The 22,291-nt window shown below is 32.5% G+C and carries 22 protein-coding genes; 9 read left to right on the forward strand and 13 right to left on the reverse strand.

The genetic code is table 11. The features are described 5' to 3' along the window. Nucleotides 1-5: 5 nt before the first annotated feature. Nucleotides 6-668, reverse strand: a complete 663-nt coding sequence (locus DKT72_RS14680; RefSeq protein WP_111309495.1) for a DUF4294 domain-containing protein — start codon at nt 666-668, stop codon at nt 6-8. Between the two features lie 103 nt (nt 669-771). Between DKT72_RS14680 and DKT72_RS14685 the strand changes: the two genes are divergently transcribed. The 3 genes from DKT72_RS14685 to DKT72_RS14695 are packed head-to-tail and all read left to right on the forward strand — an operon-like array spanning nt 772 to nt 3,599. Beyond that, nucleotides 772-1,860: a M42 family metallopeptidase gene (locus DKT72_RS14685; RefSeq protein ID WP_111309496.1), complete on the forward strand. Its 1,089-nt coding sequence runs from the start codon at nt 772-774 to the stop codon at nt 1,858-1,860. A gap of 29 nt (nt 1,861-1,889) precedes the next feature. Continuing rightward, the gene (locus tag DKT72_RS14690) at nt 1,890-3,050 is read left to right on the forward strand and encodes an aminotransferase class V-fold PLP-dependent enzyme (protein ID WP_111309497.1); all 1,161 of its coding nucleotides are present in this window, start codon (nt 1,890-1,892) and stop codon (nt 3,048-3,050) included. Next, a complete protein-coding gene (locus tag DKT72_RS14695) occupies nt 3,051-3,599 on the forward strand; it encodes an NUDIX hydrolase (RefSeq protein WP_111309498.1) in 549 nt (182 codons plus the stop codon). Nucleotides 3,600-3,651: 52 nt separating this feature from the next. On the opposite strand, the gene hisS is transcribed toward DKT72_RS14695, so the two are convergent. The 5 genes from hisS to rpsF all read right to left on the reverse strand — a co-directional run bounded on the left by hisS (nt 3,652) and on the right by rpsF (nt 6,844). After that, complete coding sequence (hisS, locus tag DKT72_RS14700) at nt 3,652-5,031, reverse strand: histidine--tRNA ligase (protein ID WP_111309499.1); 1,380 nt, start codon at nt 5,029-5,031, stop codon at nt 3,652-3,654. Between the two features lie 173 nt (nt 5,032-5,204). Next, the gene (locus DKT72_RS14705; RefSeq protein WP_111309500.1) at nt 5,205-5,672 is read right to left on the reverse strand and encodes a DUF6495 family protein; all 468 of its coding nucleotides are present in this window, start codon (nt 5,670-5,672) and stop codon (nt 5,205-5,207) included. A 70-nt stretch (nt 5,673-5,742) separates the two neighbouring features. After that, entirely contained in the window at nt 5,743-6,189 is a 447-nt protein-coding gene (gene rplI, locus DKT72_RS14710; RefSeq protein WP_111309501.1) for a 50S ribosomal protein L9, read from the reverse strand. Between the two features lie 14 nt (nt 6,190-6,203). Further along, the gene (gene rpsR, locus DKT72_RS14715) at nt 6,204-6,503 is read right to left on the reverse strand and encodes a 30S ribosomal protein S18 (RefSeq protein WP_111309502.1); all 300 of its coding nucleotides are present in this window, start codon (nt 6,501-6,503) and stop codon (nt 6,204-6,206) included. A gap of 2 nt (nt 6,504-6,505) precedes the next feature. Then, nucleotides 6,506-6,844, reverse strand: a complete 339-nt coding sequence (gene rpsF, locus DKT72_RS14720; protein WP_111309503.1) for a 30S ribosomal protein S6 — start codon at nt 6,842-6,844, stop codon at nt 6,506-6,508. A gap of 195 nt (nt 6,845-7,039) precedes the next feature. Between rpsF and DKT72_RS14725 the strand changes: the two genes are divergently transcribed. Further along, nucleotides 7,040-7,735: a LytR/AlgR family response regulator transcription factor gene (locus DKT72_RS14725; RefSeq protein WP_111309504.1), complete on the forward strand. Its 696-nt coding sequence runs from the start codon at nt 7,040-7,042 to the stop codon at nt 7,733-7,735. 28 nt (nt 7,736-7,763) lie between these two features. Here the strand turns inward: DKT72_RS14725 and priA are convergent, their stop codons facing one another. The 3 genes from priA to nadC form a co-directional block, all read right to left on the reverse strand. Beyond that, a complete protein-coding gene (gene priA, locus DKT72_RS14730; RefSeq protein WP_111309505.1) occupies nt 7,764-10,217 on the reverse strand; it encodes a replication restart helicase PriA in 2,454 nt (817 codons plus the stop codon). A 2-nt stretch (nt 10,218-10,219) separates the two neighbouring features. After that, nucleotides 10,220-11,158 carry a YihY/virulence factor BrkB family protein gene (locus tag DKT72_RS14735; protein WP_111309506.1) on the reverse strand — a complete coding sequence of 313 codons (939 nt, stop codon included), beginning with the start codon at nt 11,156-11,158 and terminating at the stop codon, nt 10,220-10,222. 81 nt (nt 11,159-11,239) lie between these two features. Beyond that, complete coding sequence (gene nadC / locus DKT72_RS14740) at nt 11,240-12,100, reverse strand: carboxylating nicotinate-nucleotide diphosphorylase (protein ID WP_111309507.1); 861 nt, start codon at nt 12,098-12,100, stop codon at nt 11,240-11,242. 123 nt (nt 12,101-12,223) lie between these two features. Between nadC and rlmH the strand changes: the two genes are divergently transcribed. Beyond that, the gene (gene rlmH, locus DKT72_RS14745) at nt 12,224-12,697 is read left to right on the forward strand and encodes a 23S rRNA (pseudouridine(1915)-N(3))-methyltransferase RlmH (protein ID WP_111309508.1); all 474 of its coding nucleotides are present in this window, start codon (nt 12,224-12,226) and stop codon (nt 12,695-12,697) included. A 4-nt stretch (nt 12,698-12,701) separates the two neighbouring features. Here the strand turns inward: rlmH and DKT72_RS14750 are convergent, their stop codons facing one another. The 4 genes from DKT72_RS14750 to DKT72_RS14765 form a co-directional block, all read right to left on the reverse strand. Next, nucleotides 12,702-13,001, reverse strand: coding sequence for an HPF/RaiA family ribosome-associated protein (locus DKT72_RS14750; protein WP_111309509.1), 300 nt, complete (start codon nt 12,999-13,001; stop codon nt 12,702-12,704). 161 nt (nt 13,002-13,162) lie between these two features. Then, on the reverse strand, nt 13,163-13,561 hold the full coding sequence (locus DKT72_RS14755; RefSeq protein WP_111309510.1) for a response regulator: 399 nt from the start codon (nt 13,559-13,561) through the stop codon (nt 13,163-13,165). Between the two features lie 3 nt (nt 13,562-13,564). After that, the gene (locus tag DKT72_RS14760) at nt 13,565-16,921 is read right to left on the reverse strand and encodes a PAS domain S-box protein (protein ID WP_111309511.1); all 3,357 of its coding nucleotides are present in this window, start codon (nt 16,919-16,921) and stop codon (nt 13,565-13,567) included. A 185-nt stretch (nt 16,922-17,106) separates the two neighbouring features. After that, nucleotides 17,107-17,475 carry a DMT family protein gene (locus DKT72_RS14765; RefSeq protein ID WP_111309512.1) on the reverse strand — a complete coding sequence of 123 codons (369 nt, stop codon included), beginning with the start codon at nt 17,473-17,475 and terminating at the stop codon, nt 17,107-17,109. An 82-nt stretch (nt 17,476-17,557) separates the two neighbouring features. Between DKT72_RS14765 and DKT72_RS14770 the strand changes: the two genes are divergently transcribed. From DKT72_RS14770 to DKT72_RS14785, 4 genes are all read left to right on the forward strand, one after another. Then, the gene (locus DKT72_RS14770; RefSeq protein WP_111309551.1) at nt 17,558-18,130 is read left to right on the forward strand and encodes a non-canonical purine NTP diphosphatase; all 573 of its coding nucleotides are present in this window, start codon (nt 17,558-17,560) and stop codon (nt 18,128-18,130) included. 71 nt (nt 18,131-18,201) lie between these two features. Further along, nucleotides 18,202-20,421: a RelA/SpoT family protein gene (locus DKT72_RS14775; RefSeq protein ID WP_111309513.1), complete on the forward strand. Its 2,220-nt coding sequence runs from the start codon at nt 18,202-18,204 to the stop codon at nt 20,419-20,421. 24 nt (nt 20,422-20,445) lie between these two features. Beyond that, a complete protein-coding gene (locus DKT72_RS14780; RefSeq protein ID WP_111309514.1) occupies nt 20,446-20,898 on the forward strand; it encodes a Fur family transcriptional regulator in 453 nt (150 codons plus the stop codon). Nucleotides 20,899-20,910: 12 nt separating this feature from the next. After that, nucleotides 20,911-22,182 carry an adenylosuccinate synthase gene (locus DKT72_RS14785; RefSeq protein ID WP_111309515.1) on the forward strand — a complete coding sequence of 424 codons (1,272 nt, stop codon included), beginning with the start codon at nt 20,911-20,913 and terminating at the stop codon, nt 22,180-22,182. Nucleotides 22,183-22,291 lie beyond the last annotated feature (109 nt).

Below are 22,291 nucleotides of genomic sequence, written 5' to 3' on the forward strand. Positions count from 1 at the left end.
AATTCCTATTTGGTAGTATTCCACTTTTCGGTTAAATCAGCGAAATTAAATTTTAATGCCGCATCTTGACGTTTTAATAAGCCACTTCTAAAACTTCGTTGTAAAATGTCTTCAATTAAATAATCTTCTTGAACATGCATAGGGTCGTACTCCCTTTTTAATGAAATATCAAACATACTGGCCGTTGTGTTGTACCAAAAGGCCCGCCAACCACTACGCAAATCTTTTACCAAACCAAAGGCTGTTTCCCCTGTTTGTCTATGTATGAGTTTAACCAGTATTTGGCCTTCTGTGCGCGTAAATTTCTTTAATTTATCCGTAAATTCACCTTCTATATATTTTTGAATCATTCGTGTGTACCTCCTTTTTTCACTATTACTTTTTAGCAATTCCAAACGTTTGTTTAAGGTATCCAACCGTTCCGAAGCCAATGTAGCATAAGGATATACTTTTAATGTTTTTCGTCTTAAAATTAAATAGCGTAACCTGTCCTCTTTACTTGCAAATTTAAGCTTATCTAAAATAATAACTTCGTCTAGCTCAACGGTAGAAAGAGAATCTCCTTCAAAAATAATATAACCATCTTCCAATTTATCTTTTTCAGCAGGATGGGTTTGTGCAAAAAGAAAAACTGGGAAAATTAAGACTATGTACCTTAAAAAAATCATCTATAAATGTATTGGAGCCATTATACATCAAAATTAATAATTTACATTCTGTAAAACATTCTTTTTGTATTTATATTATTATTTTAGTGCAAAACTTTAATAAATGGCAAACAAGAGCATACTTAACAAAAAGTCGATGGACTTTTTAGAAACATATTTGAATAATGCCGCTCCAACAGGATACGAATGGACCGGGCAAAAATTATGGATGGATTATCTAAAACCCTATGTAGATGAATTTATCACAGACACGTATGGCACTGCTGTAGGGGTTATAAATCCGAAAGCTGAATACAAAGTAGTGATTGAAGGACATGCGGATGAAATTTCATGGTATGTAAACTACATTAGTGATACTGGACAAATTTACGTAATACGAAATGGAGGTAGCGACCATCAAATTGCACCTAGTAAAGTGGTTAATATCCATACTAAAAAAGGCATTGTAAAAGGTGTTTTTGGTTGGCCTGCTATTCACACTAGAAAAAGTGGTAATGAAGAAGCTCCGAAACCAGATAACATCTCCATTGACTGCGGATGCAAAACCAAAGAAGAAGTCGAGAAATTAGGAGTGTATGTTGGTTGTGTGATTACCTATCCTGATGAATTTCATATTTTAAATGGCGATAAATTTGTATGTCGTGCCCTCGATAACCGTATGGGTGGTTTTATGATTGCTGAAGTAGCCCGTTTACTTAAAGAGAACAAAAAAACCTTACCTTTTGGATTATATGTTGTAAATGCCGTACAAGAAGAAATAGGCTTGCGTGGTGCCGAAATGATTACACAACGCATAAAACCAAACGTTGCGATAGTCACCGATGTAACCCATGATACTTCTACCCCAATGATTGAAAAGAAAGTACAGGGGGATTTAGAAATTGGCAAAGGGCCCGTTATTGCTTATGCACCCGCTGTACAACAAAAACTCAGGGATTTAATTACAGATACTGCCGAAGCTAAAAACATACCGTTTCAGCGCAATGCCTTATCAAGAGCCACTGGAACCGATACAGATGCTTTTGCTTATAGCAATGGCGGTGTTGCTTCTGCTTTAATTTCATTGCCGTTACGCTACATGCACACCACCGTAGAAATGGTTCACAGAGATGATGTTGAAAACGTTATTAAATTGATTTACGAAAGTCTTTTAAACATCAAGGAAAACGATACCTTTAGCTATTTTGAATAGTTTTTAGAAATAAAATTTAAGTGCTTTCTATGGAAAACAAAAAACATGTATTTGATATTCCGGATGATATTGTTTACTTGAATGCTGCCAATTTATCACCACTTCCTAATATGACTAGCGAAGCAGGCAAACAGGCCATAGATAGAAAAAGCAGACCATATATCACAAAAATTGATGATTTTTTCAATCCGCTTTTAGAACTTAAATCCAGCTTCGCCAAACTTATAGATGCCGATGAGCCACTGCGTATTGCAAGTATCCCATCGGCTTCCTATGGCATCGCAACAGTTGCTAATAATATAACCTTAAATGCTGGTGATGAAATTTTGCTAATTGGCAACGAATTTCCTAGTAATTATTATTCTTGGAAGCGTTTAGCGGATACATATCATGTCACTATAAAAACCGTAAACAAACCAGTATCTAAAGAACACTGCGGTAAACAGTGGAATATAGATATTCTGGATAGTATTACAGACAATACTGCGGTTGTTGCTATGGGACACATCCATTGGGCTGATGGCACTTTGTTTCATTTAAAAGCCATAAGAGAAAAAACTCTAAAACATCAGGCACTATTAATTATTGATGGCTCTCAATCTGTTGGGGCACTTCCCTTTTCTATTAAAGAGATTCAGCCAGATGCGTTAATTTGTGCTGGGTACAAATGGTTGTTTGGACCTTACGCTTGTGGATTGGCTTATTATGGGCCTTATTTTGACCATGGCATTCCTATAGAAGAAAACTGGTCCAACCGACTTCATAGTCAGAATTTTGCCGGTTTAACGAATTACGAAGATGACTACAAACCTTATGCTAGTAGATATAATGTAGGTGAAAATGCCAATTTTGTTGCGGTTGATATGCTCAAAACGTCTATAACGCAATTACTGGAATGGACACCAGAGGCCATACAAAACTATTGCCTTGATATATCAAAAGATTTTATAGATCCTATAAAACGTTTAGGTTGTCGCATTGAAGATTCAGAATTCAGAGCCAAACATTTATTTGGCATTGAATTACCCAAACACGCAAATGTTGATGTTTTAAAAACTGAATTTGAAAAAAGAAACGTTTTTGTGTCTTTTAGAGGGCATTATATTAGAGTGTCTTGCCATTTATTCAACACAAGTAAAGATTTTCAAATACTTTTAGATTGCTTAACCATAGTTCTAAAAACTAATTAGATGGATGAGTATATAGATGTTGCAGATGCTTCAGGAAACTTAATAGGTGTTTCGGAATTAAAATCCGTTATACATCAAAAAGGACTTTACCACCACACGGCACATATTTGGCTTTATACAAAAAATGGCGAGATATTATTATCCCAACGCTCTGCTTTAAAAAGTGTTTGTCCGCTTATGTGGGACGTCTCAGTTGCCGGCCATGTAGATGCTGGCGAGTCCATAACAAATGGAGCGCTTCGTGAAATGCGTGAAGAAATTGGTTTAAGCTTGTTAGAAACAGACTTAACAAAAATTGGTGTGTTTGAGTGTTTTCAAAGCTATGATTCTGGAATTATTGATAATGAATTCCATCATACTTTTATGGCTGAACTTACTGTACCTCTATCTCAATTAAAACCTCAAATTGAAGAAGTCGCAGCATTAAAACTGGTATCCTTTACAGAATTTGAAAGTTTATTAGAACATAGTGAGGTTAATGGGCACTTTGTCGCGAGCAATAGATACTATTATGAAATAATTTTGAAAAATATTGAAAACGTTATATAATTTAAGGTTAAATAAATCTTAACGGCTTAGTCGCTAAGTCCTAAATTGATTTTTAGGACTTTTTCTTTATTTCTAAAATCAAATCTTGAAGCGACAGTTTAAACTGCTCTCCAGAAATCATATTCTTAAGGGAATAGCTATTAGAATTCATTTCCTCCTCACCAATAATGACCACAAATGGAATCGCGCGTTTGTCAGCATGATTCATTTGTTTTTTCATTTTAGCGGCTTCTGGATATAACTCCGCATGAATGCCTGCTAAACGCATTTGTTTAATAGCTTTTAAACTAAACAACGCCTCTTTATCTCCAAAATTTATAAAGAGAACTTCTACGTTTTTAGTAACGGTTTCTGGAAACAAACCTAATTCTTCTAAAACTAAATAAATGCGATCTAAACCAAAACTAATACCAACGCCGCTCACATTGTTCAATCCAAAAATACCGGTTAGGTCGTCATAACGTCCGCCACCGCCGATGGAGCCCATTTGTACTTGTTTGGGTGCCGCCACTTCAAAAATAGCCCCTGTATAATAATTTAATCCGCGAGCCAACGTCACATCGAGTTGTAAGGTTGCTGTTGTTAAACCCAATTCTGTAATAGCTGAATTTATAAACGCTAATTCTTCCATCCCTTTTTTACCTTCTTCGGAAGTTGATAATATGGATTTTAATGACTCTATTTGCGATTCAAAAGAACCTGACAAGGTAAATAAGGGTTGTAATTTTGAAATCCCTGCTTCTAAAATACCTTTCCCTAGCATTTCTTCTTTCACCTTGGCCTCTCCTATTTTATCGAGCTTATCTAAGGCAACCGTAAAATCGATTAATTTATCGGAAGCACCAATCACCTCAGCAATACCAGACAAAATTTTACGATTATTTATTTTTATGGTAACACCTTCCAGTTTTAAAGCTGAAAACACGGTATCATATAATTGAATAAACTCGACCTCTTGCCATAACGAATCACTTCCAACCACATCGGCATCACATTGGTAAAACTCTCTAAAACGCCCCTTTTGTGGTCTGTCGGCACGCCAAACAGGTTGTATTTGGTAACGTTTGAATGGAAATTCAATCTCGTTTTGGTGTTGTACGACGTAGCGTGCAAATGGAACGGTTAGGTCATAACGTAGGGCTTTTTCTGAGATATTTTTGGTTAATAGTTGGTAGTTGTTGGTTGTTAGTTGTTCTTGAGGAATCTTATCCAAATAATCCCCAGAATTCAAAATCTTAAAAATCAGTCTATCCCCTTCATCACCATATTTTCCCATTAAAGTCTCCGAGTTTTCAAAACTTGGGGTTTCAATAGGTTGAAATCCGAAGGTTTCAAACACGCCACGAATGGTATTAAAAATATAATTGCGTTTTGCTACTTGTTCTGGATTAAAATCTCTGGTTCCTTTTGGGATGCTTGGTTTTTGAGCCATTTATATAAAATGTAATTTAAAATAATCTAATTCTCGAATGAGAACAAAAATAAAGAATTATCAACGTCAGTTCGAGTTTTTTCTAAAAGAAAAAGTATCGAGAACTTATTTATATTTAAATATTGACTTCTCAATACAGTTTTGATTGAAATCGAAATTCGGAGTAACAAAAATTAATTTATCAACTTATCAAAAAATTGAAACAAATCGCCTTTGGTAATTACGGCTCCTTGTTCAATAAGTTTGAATTTATCAAGATTTTTATCCGCACTGTACTCTTTTTTAGCTTGCAAAAACTCCACATCGTCATTCATTAAATTCTCCCGCAACCAATTATACCCTTCGGTTGTGGTAATGTCATTATCATTTTTGATTTTTACGCCAATAACATGCATATTAGTATCGTTCAAACGAAACAAATGCATTTGGTTGGGCGATATATGTTCTAAATATTTTGCAGCGTTTAAAGCACCTTCCCAAATTAAATCACTAAAAACATCCAGTTCTATTTCCGCTAGTTCTGGTTTGTTTGCTTTTAAATTTGCCCACTCATCTGCAGTAACAGATTGGGTTGCCAAAAAATTAATGAATTCTTGGTGTAATTCTTCAAATTGTTCTTTAGTAAGTCTTGTATACTTCATAAAAAATATAATTTTTCAAAAAAAAAGCCCCAACAAATGTGTTGAGGCTCATAATATGTGTTAAAAAAGATTAGTTTGCTTGCGCAACAACCTCAAATTCTAAATCTACAGTTACAGCTCTGTGCAAACGTACTACAGCAGTGTATTTACCAGTACGTTTTACAGTGGTTACGGTAATGAATTTTTTATCGATTGAGTGACCTTCTTTTTCTAAAGCTTCTGCAATATCAATGTTGCCAACAGATCCAAATAATTTGTCACCTGAACCAGCTTTTGCAGCTATTTTAATGTCTAACGCTTTTAAAGCCTCAGCAACTTTAGTAGCCTCATCAACGATTTTCTTTTCTTTATAAGCTCTTTGCTTTAAGTTTTCTGCCAATACTTTTTTAGCAGAAGCTGTTGCCATAACAGCATGTCCTTGAGGAATTAAAAAGTTTCTACCATAACCGTTCTTAACTGTTACAACATCGTCTTTAAATCCTAAATTTTCAACGTCTTGTTTTAATATAAGTTCCATTGTTATCGGTATTTTTATTTTAATAAATCTGCTACGTAAGGCATTAAAGCTAAGTGACGGGCTCTTTTTACAGCTACAGCTACTTTTCTTTGGTACTTTAACGAAGTTCCTGTTAAACGTCTTGGTAAAATTTTACCTTGCTCGTTTATAAATCTCATTAAAAAATCTGGATCTTTATAATCAACATATTTGATTCCAGTCTTTTGAAACATACAATACTTTTTAGTCTTGTTTGTATCGATATTAAGCGGAGTTAAATATCTAATTTCTCCGTCTTTTTTTCCTTTAGATTGTTGTTCTATAGATGTTGACATAATTAAGCTTTTTGTTTAAGTTTATCTCGTCTTCTCTGTGCCCAAGAAACAGCATGTTTATCTAACGCTACCGTTAAATAACGCATAAAACGCTCATCACGTCTAAACTCTACTTCTAATTGACCTATTACCTCACCGGCAACAGTGTACTCAAATAAGTGATAAAAACCACTTTTTTTGTTTTGAATTGGATAAGCTAACTTTTTAAGCCCCCAATCTTCTTTTGATACCATCTTAGCGCCGTTAGAAACAAGAAAATCTTCGTATTTCTGTACTGTCTCCTTTATCTGGTCTTCAGATAAAACGGGATTTAAGATGAAAACAGTTTCATAATGATTCATAAAAAATATATTATTGTTAATAAATGGGTGCAAAAATAGTTATTATCTACATATAAAACAACAAAAATAATAGTATATTTGATAAGGGATTAAAATGTTAAAAAAAAGTTAAATTAAACAGTTTAACGATGTTTTTTGGTTTTTAGCCGAATTTTTCGTACTATTGTCGATATCTTAACCGAAATATTAAATGTTATGACTTTAAACTGTGTAGTAGTAGACGACTCAGCGATACAAAGACTCTCGATTGTTAAGCTTGTAGAGAATCATCCAAATCTCAACTTAATAGCAGAGTACAGTAGTGCTTTAGAAACTAAAAATGGTTTAAATACGCATCAAGTGGACTTAATCTTTTTAGACATTGAAATGCCCGTGCTAAATGGATTTGAACTTTTAGACGTATTAAACAACAAACCCCAAATCATCTTTGTAACTGGTAAAACGGAATATGCTTTCAAAGCATTTAATTATGATGCTACCGATTACTTGCATAAACCCATAACGAGAGAACGTTTTAATGTTGCTGTAGAAAAAGCTTTAGAGCAGCATAAACTGATACTAGACTTTAATGAAGAAGAAGGTGAACACATCTTTGTTAAGAGTAACCTCAAAAAACGTAAAGTTTATATTAAAGACATCAAATGGATTGAAGCTCTTGGCGATTATGTTAAATTAGTGACCGAAGACAGTAGTCTTGTGGTACTTTCAACCATGAAATCTTTTGAATCTGAATTGCCTGAAGGTAAGTTTTTAAGAATCCACAAATCATATATTGTTAATCTGGATAAGATTGATAGATTTAATAGCAAAAATGTTGAAGTTGGTGCTTACGAAATTCCTTTAAGCAGAAATAAAAAGACTCAACTTGTTGATGCTTTAAATAATATCTAGAAGTTTACTTCTATCGAGATAAGTTTCACTAAAAGTTGTCAACATTTAAGATTAACTTAACTGATCGAAAATCTTTAATACTTAAGAAGCTGTTATTAACTTTGATAATAGCTTCTTTTGTTTTTGATAAGGACTGTTTTTTGGGAATTTTTATCAATATATTTTTATAAAACTGATTTCGTATTCTAGCCACTGGTGGCGATTCTGGCCCTAACACATGATCTTCAAATACTTGACGTAATGATTTTGCCAACCAAATGGATGCCGTATCTACTTTTGTATAATCTTTATGTTTTAAGGTTATTTTAATCTGCTTGTAAACAGGTGGGTATTTAAAATTATGCCTATCGTTCATTTGCTCATTAAACATTCCCATATAATCATTATTGGAAACTTGCTGTAGAATGGCATGATACGGATTATAGGTTTGAATTAGTACCTTCCCCCTAACATCGGTGCGCCCTGCCCTACCTGCTACTTGTAATATGAGCTGAAAACTGCGCTCGTGGGCCCTAAAATCTGGAAAGTTCAATAAATTATCGGCATTCATAACGGCCACTAACTTAACATTTCTAAAATCCAAACCTTTAGTAAGCATTTGAGTTCCCACTAAAATATCAATTTCCAATTGTTCAAAAGCTGTAATTATTTTTTCGTAACCATATTTACCCCGCGTCGTATCCAAATCCATTCTGGCTACTTTATAATCTGGAAATAAACTTTTAACTTCTTCTTCAATTTGCTCGGTTCCAAAGCCTTTACTATCCAATTCAGGACTTCCGCAAGCCATACAATTTTTAGGCATAGCCATAACATAACCACAATAATGGCAACGTAATTGATCTCTATACTGATGATAGGTTAAACTCACATCACAATTCGGACATTGGGGCGCATGGCCACAGGTATGACATTCTACAATAGGTGAAAAGCCCCTTCTGTTTTGAAATAATATAATTTGGTGACCATCTTTCAAAGCATCGGTCATTTCCTCTATCAATCTATCGCTAAAATGACCTTTCATTAATTTCCGCTTCTGCTTATCCTTAATATCTACCAATTCAATATCAGGCATCAATACATTATTATAACGCTGATTAATTTCAACCAAGCCGTATTTATGTTGTTGTGCGTTGTAGTAACTCTCTAAACTAGGCGTAGCAGAACCCAATAATGTTTTTGCTTTATGGATATTCGCTAGAACAATGGCCGTATCCCGTGCATGATACCTTGGTGCCGGATCAAATTGTTTGAATGATTGCTCATGTTCTTCATCCACAATAATGAGTCCTAAATTATTAAATGGTAAAAATATAGACGAACGCGCTCCAAGAATTATTTGTGCTTTGGCAGCATTTTTCAATACATGATTCCAAACCTCAACACGTTCGTGAGTGGAATATCTGGAATGAAAAACAGAAACCTGTTCGCCAAAATAATGTTGCAAACGTGTTATTAGTTGGGTTGTCAAAGCTATTTCAGGTAATAAATACAATACTTGTTTCCCTTTATTTAACACATCTTCCATGAGTTTAACATAGACTTCTGTTTTTCCCGAAGATGTGACCCCATGCAACAACGTTACATTTTGAGTCGTAAAAGAATCCTCTATGTCCGATAAAGCGATAGACTGATGTTCATTTAAATTTTTTGAATCTTCATGAGCCTCACCTGAATATTGAATACGATCTGTTTGAATATGATAATCTTCAAGGATACCTTTATCTATCAATGATTTAATAATCGCTGGTGAAGCATCACTTTCCGTAGATAAATCTGATACCTTCACAGGCTTTTTGGTCTTAGCTGAAATTGAAAACAACGTCATAATCACTTGTCGCTGTTTTGGGGCTTTAGTTAAATCATTCAACAATGTATTCAATGCCTCTTCTGAAGTAAAGTTGATATGCAGTTTGACATAACGCACCAATTTAGGAATATACTTTTCATATAGTTCTTCATCTATTTGAATAGCATTTTTTTCTAACAATCTATTAATTACAGGAAGTACATTTTTTTTATCAAGTATATTAACAATATCATGGATTTTTAATGAGGATTGATGATGTAAGGCTTCATAAACCAGAAATTCATCATCCTTTAAAGTAGACTCATCAATGTCTTTGATATTATTTTTGCTAATGATGGTTTCACTTTCCAAAATAAAAGCACTTGGCAATGCGGCACGCATCACATCGCCTAGCGTACACATATAGTAATTGGCTATCCAATGCCATAATTGAAGTTGTTTTTCGTTCACAACAGGTGAATCATCTAAAATTTGATGAATGTCCTTTGCTTCATAAACCGTTGGTTGTTCATGATGAATTCTATAAACAATTCCTGTGTAAATTTTAGATTTTCCAAAAGGAACCGATACCCGCATGCCTATTTTCAAGAAATCAGCTTCTGCTTTTGTAATACGGTAAGTAAACAATTTTTGAAGCGGAATGGGAATGATGACATCTATAAAATTCAGCATAATTATTTCCGTTTCCTGAGTTTATTTAAAGATGCATTTAATTCATATCCCAATAATAAGATATTGGCATTTAGCCATAAATAAAACATCAATATTAAAAGCGCACCAATAGAACCATATAACTTATTATAATTGCTGAAGTTTTCAATGTAAATACCAAAAAGGAATGACAAAAGCGCGACAAGAAACGTAGTGAATAATGCCCCTATGGAAAAGAATTTGGAATCTTTTCCTTCTTTTGTTCCAAAGTAATATAAGGTGGCAGTAGCAAAATACACCATCATAACAGAAAATATATATTTTACCATATTGGACCAAAACATGACTTGCGACTTTACTTCATATCCATCATTAAGTGTTAACAATAGTTTTTGAACCACATATATTTGGAAATACCCTAAAACCACAATCATGATAATAAGTAAAAAAGCCAATATCAAAGCAATACTTAAGGCATATAAATATTGTCGAAATACGTTTCTTGATAATTGACTATGATAAGAATTTTCAAACCCAGAAAACAGGGCATTGACGCCATTTGCCATCAATACTATTGATAAAACAAAAACCGAAGATAACAATCCTCCTCTTTGTGATTGGTCTATATTTTCAAAAATATTTTCAAAGAAAAAGTCTGAGGTGCTTGCTGGCAAATAGGATTCTAAAAATTTTAAAAATTCAATTTTAAAATCATCAATAGGCACATAGGGAATAATAATTAACACAAATAATAAAAAAGGAAACAAAGCCATAAAAAAACTGAAAGCTATAGCACTAGCCCTAGTTGTTAATGCCCCTTTTACAATGCCTGTTAAATAGAGTTCAAATAAATCGTAAAAAGACAAACCTTCAAGACCTGGCAACTTAATTCGTTTAAAAAAACGAACCAATTCATTCAAAACTGGAATTTTAGCTAGTTTTTCTTCTAGAGGTTTTGTCATTAATAATTTGCGTAAAGATTAAAAGCAAAGTTATTAAAATAAAGAGTTATATAACGAATTAATGCTGACAGCTTAAAGATACTATTTCATAGCTTTTAAGCTTAAATCCATATTATGAACCGAATGTGTTATAGCTCCAGAAGAAATGAAGTTTACACCACATTCTGCATAATGCCGAATGGTATCTGCATCAATATTTCCAGAGGATTCTGTTAAACATGTATTACCAATTAATTTTACCGCTTTTTTGGTATCTTCATAATCAAAATTATCGATTAAGATTCTATAAATACCATCATTTTGTAATATCTCTTTAACTTCTGATAAATTTCTGGCTTCCACCATAATTTTCAGGTCTTTTCCTGTTTCATTAAGATATTCTTTGGTCATTTCGATAGCTCTAGTAATCCCACCAGCAAAATCGATATGATTGTCTTTTAGCATAATCATGTCAAACAAACCAAATCTATGATTTTCACCTCCTCCAATTTTTACAGCCCATTTTTCTAGCATTCTTATGCCTGGCGTGGTTTTTCTGGTATCTAAAATTTGTGTTTTTGTGCCTTTTAATAAATCTACAAAACCTCTAGTCTTAGTAGCAATGGCACTCATACGTTGCATCCCATTTAAAACGGTACGCTCGCATTTTAATATAGACTGCGGGGCACCTTCAACATACAATACAACATCTCCATATGTAACTTCAGAGCCATCCTCTATTAATATATCAACTTTCAAAGTTTTATCCACATAAGCGAATACCCTTTTCGCATAATTAACCCCTGCAATAATGCCTTTATCCTTAACTAAAAGTTTAGCTTTTCCTCTAGCATTTTCCGGTATACAAGCTAAAGAGCTATGATCTCCATCACCAACATCTTCTCTAATAGCATTAGAAATTATTAATTCAAGTTCGTTTTCAAATTGTTCTTTGGTTATCATATTTAGAAAGTTTGCGCTAAAATAAGAAATTGATTGGCTAATTGTGATGTTGGAATTATGAATTTTGTGTTTTTTTTTAATTTAAATCCGTTATTCATAAATTGTAAATACTAATTTTGCCATATGACCATTAAGCTACTTGCCATAGGGAAAACAGATAATAAAGAATTGATATCTTTAATAGATATTTACTCAAAAAGGTTGTCTTTTTATATTAATTTTCAGTTGGATATTATTCCTGATATAAAAAAAACCAAACATTTAAGTGAAAATCAGCAAAAACAAAAAGAAGGCGAATTGATTCTTGAAAAGATAGGCAACACAGACATATTAATCCTTTTAGATGAAAAGGGAAAAGAATATAATTCTATTAATTTTTCTGAATATTTACAAAAACATATGAATTCTGGTATAAAACAATTGGTGTTTGTAATTGGTGGTCCCTATGGATTTTCGGAAGATGTTTATAATAAATCAAATGGGAAACTGTCACTATCTAAAATGACATTTTCCCATCAAATGATTCGCTTGTTTTTTATTGAACAACTATATAGAGGGTTCACTATTTTAAAAAATGAACCTTACCATCATCAATAAACGACTAGTGCATTTTATAAACTTCTTTTCTCTTTTTTAATTGACGTTCTAAATCACCAATAGTCTCCCTTACAGAAACTTCAAAGTTTTTTTCGCTGGAAGACGCATAAATTCTTGGGCCAGGCAAGCTTAACTCTATATTGCAGATTTTACCAGTTTCAGGAAGGTGTTCTTCTTGTTTAAAATATACGGTGGCACTTATTAAAAACTCGTATCTGTCAAATAATTTTCTTAGCTTTTCTTCAGTGAATGCCGATAATGTTTCACTTACATCTACATCTACATATTCAAAATTTACTATCATAACTTCATGTTTTATTTAATTAGTTTATAGGTGTAAGTTACATTTTTCCAAATTAATTTAAGCTGATATTCATCATAAAAAAAACATAAATATTTATCTAAAAACCACTTTTAGTTTGAGAAGTTGAATTTTTTTAATAAAAAATTCATTCTGTATAAACTTCAAAAACTTTTAATTATACGCTCTATTTCTTTAGGGTTTACTGGTTTAGTAATATAGGAAGATATGTTTTTGTTTTTCTTTGCTCTCTCTATATCAACCTCGTCTACAGATGATGAAACCATATGCACGATGGTGTTCTTACACAAATCAGACTTGATTTTTTCAAATTCTTCCAAAAACTCAAACCCGTCCATAATAGGCATATTTATATCTAAGAAAACGATATCTGGAAGTTCTGCTTCATTATTTTTATGATCGTCAATAAAATTAATAGCCTCTTCTCCATCTGGAAAAGATTTTATTTCAAAGGGCAAATCAAATGACTTTAAAATTTTCTTTATAGTGAATTGATATATTTCATCATCATCAATAACATAAACACTATTTATTTTTTTCATATTCTAAAAAATTATTATAAATGTCGTTCCTTTATTTAGCTCGCTTAGTGCCGTAATAGTTCCTCCCATAGCTTGTATTTGGGTTTTGGTCATAAATAACCCCACACCTTTAGCCTCGGGATGTCTATGAAATGTTTTATTCAACCCAAACAACTTATCTCCATGTCTATCCATATTAATTCCTAAGCCATTATCCGTGATTCTTAGCTCTATTTTGCCTTCTTTATTTATTAAAGATTTAATAGCTATTTTAGGATTTCTATCTGGATGCTTATATTTAATGGCATTTTCTACTAAATTAAGAAAAATACTTTCCAAATAAACTTTCTTAAAATTAATATTTTTTGCTTTTGAAAAATCACTTTCAATAACAGCTTGTGTTTTAAGGATCTCTCCACTAAGGACTCCTTTTGTTTTATTTAGCACATCATCAAACGGTATATTTTCAAGGTTCTCTTTATCATCATTTTTTGTTTTAATTGCTTCTACCAAAGTATTTAATGTTAAGGTAAGATGATTAATAACAAACTCAAATTTTTCAAACAAAATGTTTTTTTCTTCATTATCTTCTGATGCCTTGTAAAAATTTAAAAGAGAATTAAGGTTGCTTACAGGCGCTCTTAAATTATGTGAAGTTATATGTGCAAAATCTGCTAATTGATTATTTTGCACAATCAATGTTTTAGTTAAAATTTCTAAATCATGTTTTGCTTTTAAAATTTTAAGTCTCGCCAAATTTTGGGTAGTTATATCCCTTATAGCAACAGATATTAATAATCCATTTTCTGTCTCTAAGGGACTTAGGCTTATTTGTATTGGTATGTTTTTACCTTCTATATTTTCACCAGTAAGTTCCCTAATCTCCCCCATTCTTATGGTCTCTTTATCTAAAAAAAAGTTATTCGCATAAAAAAGCTTGTGATTATTATTGAGGTTTTCTGGAATTAGTTTTTTTATAGATTTATTAGCCAAATCTTCAAAGTGATAACCAAATAATTTCTCTGCTTGTTTATTTATTAATTGAATATCTCCGTGTTCATTTATAATTACCGTAGCATCAGGAGCAGATTCCAACAAACCTTTAAACTTATTTTCTGCCATTTTTTGCTCTGTAACATCTTGACAGGTACCTATTAATCCTATAACCTCCCCTTCATCATTAGTGATAATTTTGCCTAAAACATGAATTGTTTTTATTTTCCCATCTTTAGATATTATACGATGAAAAATTGGATAATGTTGTTTATCTTCAATACTCTTTTGTAAATTCTCCATGAAAAATTGTTTGTCATCTGGATGAATACATTCAATATATGATTCTGCAGTAATATCTTTTAGCTCCTCTTTATATCCAAGAATCTCATATAAATTACTGGACCACTTTGACTTATTATTGATGGCATCCCATTGCCAGTGCCCCATCATGGTTATTTTTTCCGCAGAAACAAGTAATTCGTTTTTTCTTAGTAATTCATCTTCCACTGCTTTCCTTTCTGAAATGTCAATAGCAACCCCTAAAAAACCTATTTTCTTACCATTCTTATCGTTAATTGCCGTTAGTGTTGAATACACCGAGACTGTTGAACCATCCTTTCTAATGTAAGTCCATTCTCTTGAATCAGATTTTTTTTGAATAGAAAGCTCAAGATATGGATCAAAATCATTTGGGTTTTTTCCATATAACCTGGCTATATCTTCAGTAAATTTTTGGATATCTGATTCAACAACGTAAATTTCCGGTCTTTCAATTCCTATCATTTCTGAAGCTGAATATCCTAATAAAAGTTCAGCCCCTTGATTAAAGTGTTTAATTATACCGCAATTGTCTGTTGATACGATAGCAACAGAGCCTGAATTTAGTATGGTATTTAGCTCATTATTTACTTCAAAAAGTTTGTTTTGTGATTGCTTTTCAGAAGTAATGTCTTGGAATATTCCATATACTTTCACACATTTACCAGCTTCAAACTCGGAATAAGCAATTTCGCGAATCCAAATATCTTCTCCTTCAAGGTTTTTAGCTTCAAGTTCTAAATCAAAAGGAATTTGGTAATCTATACAGGCATTCATAGACTTAATTATCAAATCCTTGGAGTAGCCATCTTTATAAAAGTTTTTATTGATTTTTCTATTCATAAAAAAATCCTTGGGCACTTTTAAAATTTCGCAAGCTACGTCACTCAAGATATACCGATCAGTTGCTAAATCCAGTTCCCATGTACCTATTCTGGCTACTTTATTTGTCTTTTCTAAAATTTCCTCTATCCTTGTTTTTTCATTTTCTTTCTCAACTATTTCAGTAATGTCTCCTGTATGCATAAGCAACCCACCTACTTGGCCTTCAAAATTGTACCAAGGTCTTACATCCCAATAAATCCATTGAACGCTACCATCGGCACGTCTAAAAGGATATTTATCACACCTATCAATGGCACCATTAAGGCATTCCCTGTGCTTTTCCTTCCAATCTTCTCCTATCTCTGGGAAAATATCATAATGCGAACAACCTATAATTTGTTGTCCTTGCATTTTATAGTCTTTTATCCAGCGCTGAGAAACTGCCATATAAACCATATTGTTGTCTAACATTGCAATGGCTGTAGGTGCTTGATCTATAAAAATTTTATTATAATTCTGCTGTATTTCAAGGTTAGCTTTTAATTTGCTCACTTCTTCCATTCGTTTTATAATTTCCTCTCTGGATGAAGCTATTTCTTTATTTATCTTAACGAGTTCATCATTTTTATTAATTGTTTTATTAAAAACAGGTAATAAAATAAAAACAAACTCAAAAATCAATATTAAAACGGGGATGCATGCTAAAAAATAAATGGTAAGTTTTAAATTGTAAAAATGCTTTTCTGCTGCTTTTTCATATTCCATGACCAACGCATCCATATTTTTAAAATAAACCGGTTCGTTTTTAGATATGATTTTTATATTGTCTTTTACTGAACTTGGATTGTTAATAATAGCATTACTAGCATTCAGTATTTTTTCATAAGATACATCGGTAACCTTACACAAAGAATCTAAAACAGTATTTTTTTCGTTGTCTATATTTATGGAATGCAAATAATCGTGTGTATGTTTCCACGTATTAACAAGTTTTTGCAATTCATTTATAGTATTTAATTTTGAAAGCTTACTCTGATTAGAATCTAAGTCTAATAAATGGACAAGATGGTTAATGCTTTTAACCAAATACCTTTGCTTTGCAGAAGTATTAATAACGTATGTGTCAGAATTTTGTGAATCAATACTATTTTGAACTGGAATTAAAAATCCTATAATAATTAATAAAATTGTTATTATAAATAGTATGTATCTTTTCTTAATAGCCTTTTTTAGCTTTTTCATATACAGATTTATAAATTAATTCAACACCTAATGCTATAACCCCTTACGTGTTTTTTATGAAATTGGTTTATAATTAAAATATTAATTATCAGTTTGATAAAAAAAATGTTTATAATATTAAATTAATCAAAAATCCATACACATATTTAGAAATTTGTTAAAAAAACAAAAATATTCGTTCAACATCATTTCTTAAACATGAAATAAACGGCTAAAATCAAGAAAACAAAGGCAATAATATGATTCGTTTTAAATGTTTCTGTTTTAAAAACAACCAATGTAAAAATGGCAAAAACAGCTAATGTTATGACTTCTTGTAATAACTTTAATTGAATTAGCGAAAATGGACCTCCATTGGCTTTAAATCCTATCTTATTTGCAGGAACTTGAAAAGCGTATTCAAAGAGGGCAATACCCCAACTCATTAAAACAATGGCTACCAAACCAAGTTTATTGAACCACTTCCATTCAGCAAACTTTAAATGGCCATACCACGCAATCACCATAAAGGTGTTACTAAACACCAGAAGTAGAATGGTTAAAAATCCTTTCATACATTTTAATATTAAAAAAACACAAAACTAAATTAGTTATTTTTTTGATTGTCTTAATTTTGAAAAAAATATTAATAACATGATGCAATTAGTTTTTGCTACTAACAACTTAAACAAAATAAAAGAAGTTCAAGCGTTAATTCCTGAACACATCAAACTATTGAGTTTAGCAGCTATTGGTTGCTTTGAAGATATCCCTGAAACCCAAAATACCATTGAAGGTAATGCCATTCAAAAAGCTGAATATATAAAAAGCAACTATGGGTACGATTGTTTTGCAGATGACACAGGGCTTGAAGTGGATGTCCTAAACGGTGAACCTGGCGTATTTTCAGCACGTTACGCTGGCAAACAGAGAAATGCATCAGATAATATGAATAAACTATTGAATGCTTTACAAGACAGATCCAATAGAAAAGCACAATTTAAAACCGTCATTGCTTTACAATATAATAACCAGAAATATACATTTACAGGAATTTGTAAAGGAGAAATAACTAAGAACAAACATGGTGAAAAAGGTTTTGGTTACGACCCAATCTTTAAGCCAAATGGATACGAAAAAACATTTGCGGAAATGGATTTAAGTTTAAAAAACAGTATTGGACATCGTGGCAAAGCCGTATCTCAATTGGTTGCACTTTTAAATTCTTAGGATTTAAAATTAAATTTTAAAAAACAAAAAACCTAGTTGGCAGTTAATATTCTTTATACTACTTTTAGTTTATGACAGAGGAAGACATAGAAAAGGAAAATGCAGCCATAACCAAAGCCTACAAAGAGTTATTAAGTGTTAGCTATACAACACTAACCGATGATGATAAAAAACTAATCAGAAAGGCCTTTGAAGTTGCTGTTGACGGACATAAAAATCAACGAAGAAAATCTGGGGAAGCTTATATATTTCACCCAATAGCCGTTGCTAAAATTGTTGCACAAGAGATTGGCTTGGACGCTACATCTATTGCTGCTGCATTACTTCATGATGTTGTAGAAGATAGCCCGGATTACAACATAGAAGATATTGAAAGCCTTTTTGGGAAAACCATCGCTAAAATTGTTAGTGGACTTACCAAAATTTCATCTTTAAGTAAAGAGCAAGACATGGATGTTTCCCTTCAAGCGGAAAACTTTCGTAAAATGCTTTTAACCATGAATGATGATGTACGTGTCATCATCATTAAAATAGCCGACAGACTACATAATATGCAAACCATGGACTCGATGCGCGAGGATAAACAAATAAAAATAGCATCAGAGACCATGTATATTTATGCTCCATTAGCACATAGAATTGGGCTGTATAATATAAAAACAGAACTTGAAGATTTAGGATTAAAATATTTAGAACCTGACACTTATAATGACATCCTATTCAAAATAAAGGAAAGCAAAGAAGAACAAGACCTATATATAAAGGAGTTTAGTGATGTTATAAAAAAATCGTTAGACAAAGAGGCTTTGGAATATACCATTAAAGGACGACCAAAATCTATTTTTTCCATAAGACGAAAAATGATTAAACAAGGCGTGTCTTTTGATGAAGTTTATGATAAGTTCGCTATTAGAATTATTTATAAAAGTGATACGGATACTGAAAAATTCTTAGCTTGGAAAATATATTCTATTGTAACAGATCATTTTAGACCAAATCCAATACGTCTTCGAGATTGGATTTCATCACCAAAATCAACAGGTTATGAGGCCTTGCACATCACCGTTATGGGACCTAAAGGACGTTGGGTAGAAGTGCAAATACGCAGCGAACGCATGAACGAGATTGCCGAGAAAGGTTACGCAGCCCATTATAAATATAAACAAGACAATGAGAAAGAGGACAATCTCGAAGAGTGGATCAATAAGCTTCAAGAAGTCTTGGAAAACCCAGAGACCAATGCTGTAGACTTTGTTGAGCAATTTAAACTCAATTTATATTCTCACGAAATATTTGTTTTTACCCCAAAAGGTGAGTTAAAATCGCTGCCAAAAGGTGCCACACCATTAGATTTTGCTTTCAGTATCCATACAGAAGTAGGTTTAAAAACCCGAGGTGCTAAGGTTAATGGTAAATTAGTACCTCTTAGCCATGTATTAGTAAGTGGAGACCAAGTAGATATTTTAACTTCAGATAATGCTAAACCCAACGCCAACTGGTTAGACTATGCTACAACGGCCAGAGCTAGAGCCAAAATAAAATCGGCATTAAAAGAAGACAGAAAAATTATTGGTGAAGAAGGTAAAGAAATTTTAAGAAGGAAGCTAAGGCAACTTAAAATCACATTAAATGAAAGTAGCGTTAACGAATTGGTTCGTTTCTTTAAACTTAAAACAAGTTTGGATCTTTTTTACCGTGTAGGCATTGGTTCTATAGATAATGTTATGCTTAAAGATTTTGCCTCTTCTAGAAGCAATGCTTTAATGAGTTTCTTGAAAAATAAAATCACAAGAAAGACAACCATACCTAAAGAAGAATTAGAAAAAGAAGAAATTACAGCGAATTATGATTCGTTAGTTTTTGGAAAAGAAGATGAAAAACTTGATTATAAACTATCATCGTGCTGTAACCCTATTCCAGGAGACGAAGTGTTTGGTTTTGTAACCGTTAGTGAAGGTATTAAAGTTCATAAAAAAAATTGTCCCAATGCCCTTAGCTTGCAATCAAACTATGCCTATAGAATTATGCCAGCCAAGTGGGTAGACTCTTCAAGACAAGAATTTTCAGCATATATATTCATTTCTGGAATAGATCACATGGGATTGGTAAATGAAGTCACCAAGGTCATTTCAGAAAATATGCACGTAAACATGAAGAGCCTTAGCTTTGAAACCAATGATGGTTTATTCTCTGGAAAAATAAATCTTATGGTAAACAATAATACCATTATAAAAAAAGTTGTAGATATGCTAAAAAAAATTAATGGTATAGATAAGGTCTATAGAGTATAAAAAGTGTAAATTTGCGTCGCAATTATGAGTTTACCAACAGATACAAAAAATCAAGACATTGTTAAGAATGTTTTTACAAGCTTTTTAGAAAATAAAGGGCATCGTAAAACACCCGAACGTTATGCTATTTTACAAGAAATTTATAATAGCAAAGAGCATTTTGATATAGAATCTCTATATCTTAACATGAAAAACAAAAAATATCGGGTATCTCGTGCCACGCTTTACAACACGATAGAATTACTTTTAGAATGTGGTTTGGTTAGAAAACATCAATTCGGTCAAAATCAAGCGCATTATGAAAAGTCTTATTTTGATAGACAACATGATCATGTCATTCTTACAGACACAGGTGAAGTCATTGAATTTTGCGACCCAAGAATACAATCAATAAAAAAAACAATAGAAGAAGTTTTCGATATCGAGATTAATACACACTCACTTTATTTTTACGGAAACAGAAAATCAACTAAATAATTATTTTTTACGATGGCAGTAGATTTACTACTAGGATTACAATGGGGAGACGAAGGCAAGGGAAAAATTGTTGACGTACTTACATCCAAATACAACATTATTGCTCGTTTTCAAGGAGGTCCAAATGCAGGACACACATTAGTTTTTAATGGCAAAAAACATGTTTTACACACTATTCCTTCAGGTATTTTTCATGAAGATGCTACGAATTTAGTAGGAAATGGTGTTGTGATAGATCCTGTTATTTTTAAAGGGGAATTAAGTAAACTTGAAGAGCAAAATATAGACTATAGAAAATCATTGCTTATTTCACGCAAAGCACATATTATATTACCGACACATCGCTTATTGGATGCGGCTAGTGAAGCCTCAAAAGGGAAAGCTAAAATTGGTTCAACACTTAAAGGTATTGGCCCAACGTATATGGATAAAACCGGCAGAAATGGTTTACGTGTAGGTGATTTGGAATTAAGCGATTGGAAAGAACGTTATAGAGCCTTGGCAGATAAACATGAATCAATGATTGCCTTTTATGATGCCAAAATTGAATATAATTTAGAAGAATTAGAAACTGAATTCTTTAAAGCTATTGAGGTTTTAAAATCATTGAAATTTATTGATTCAGAAGAATATATACATCAAGCTCAAAAATCTGGAAAAACCATCCTTGCAGAAGGTGCTCAGGGATCGTTATTGGATATTGATTTTGGAACCTATCCATTTGTAACATCAAGTAATACCACAGCTGCTGGGGCTTGTACAGGTTTAGGTGTAGCGCCTAATCAAATCGGCGAGGTCTTTGGTATTTTTAAAGCCTATACTACGCGTGTAGGTTCGGGACCTTTCCCAACAGAATTATTTGATGAAGATGGTGCAACCATGGGGCGGGTTGGACAAGAATTTGGAGCAACCACAGGAAGACCAAGACGTTGTGGTTGGTTAGATTTAATTGCGTTAAAATACGCTTGCCAAGTAAATGGCGTTACCCAATTAATGATGATGAAAGGCGATGTACTTTCCGGTTTTAAAACCTTAAAAGTATGTACTGCTTATAAATATAAAGGACAGCTAATTCACCATTTTCCATACAATATTGAACCTGAAAATGTAGAACCTGTTTATACAGAGTTCCATGGTTGGAATGAAGATTTAACGGGCATGTCTGAAAGCTCCCAGTTGCCAAAAGCATTAAATGACTATATCGAGTTTTTAGAAAAAGAATTGGAAATCCCTATTACTATTGTATCTGTAGGCCCTGATAGAAAACAGACTATTTTTAGATGAAGTCATTTTCATACAATAATTTAAACGCTTCAAAATATTTTTGAAGCGTTTTTTGTTTCCATATACTTAAACATCATATTAATCGTTATTTTTGCGACAAATCATTTCA

Origin of the sequence: Confluentibacter sediminis, from assembly GCF_003258355.1 — a bacterium.
In the GTDB taxonomy this organism is placed as follows: Bacteria; Bacteroidota; Bacteroidia; order Flavobacteriales; family Flavobacteriaceae; genus Confluentibacter; species Confluentibacter sediminis.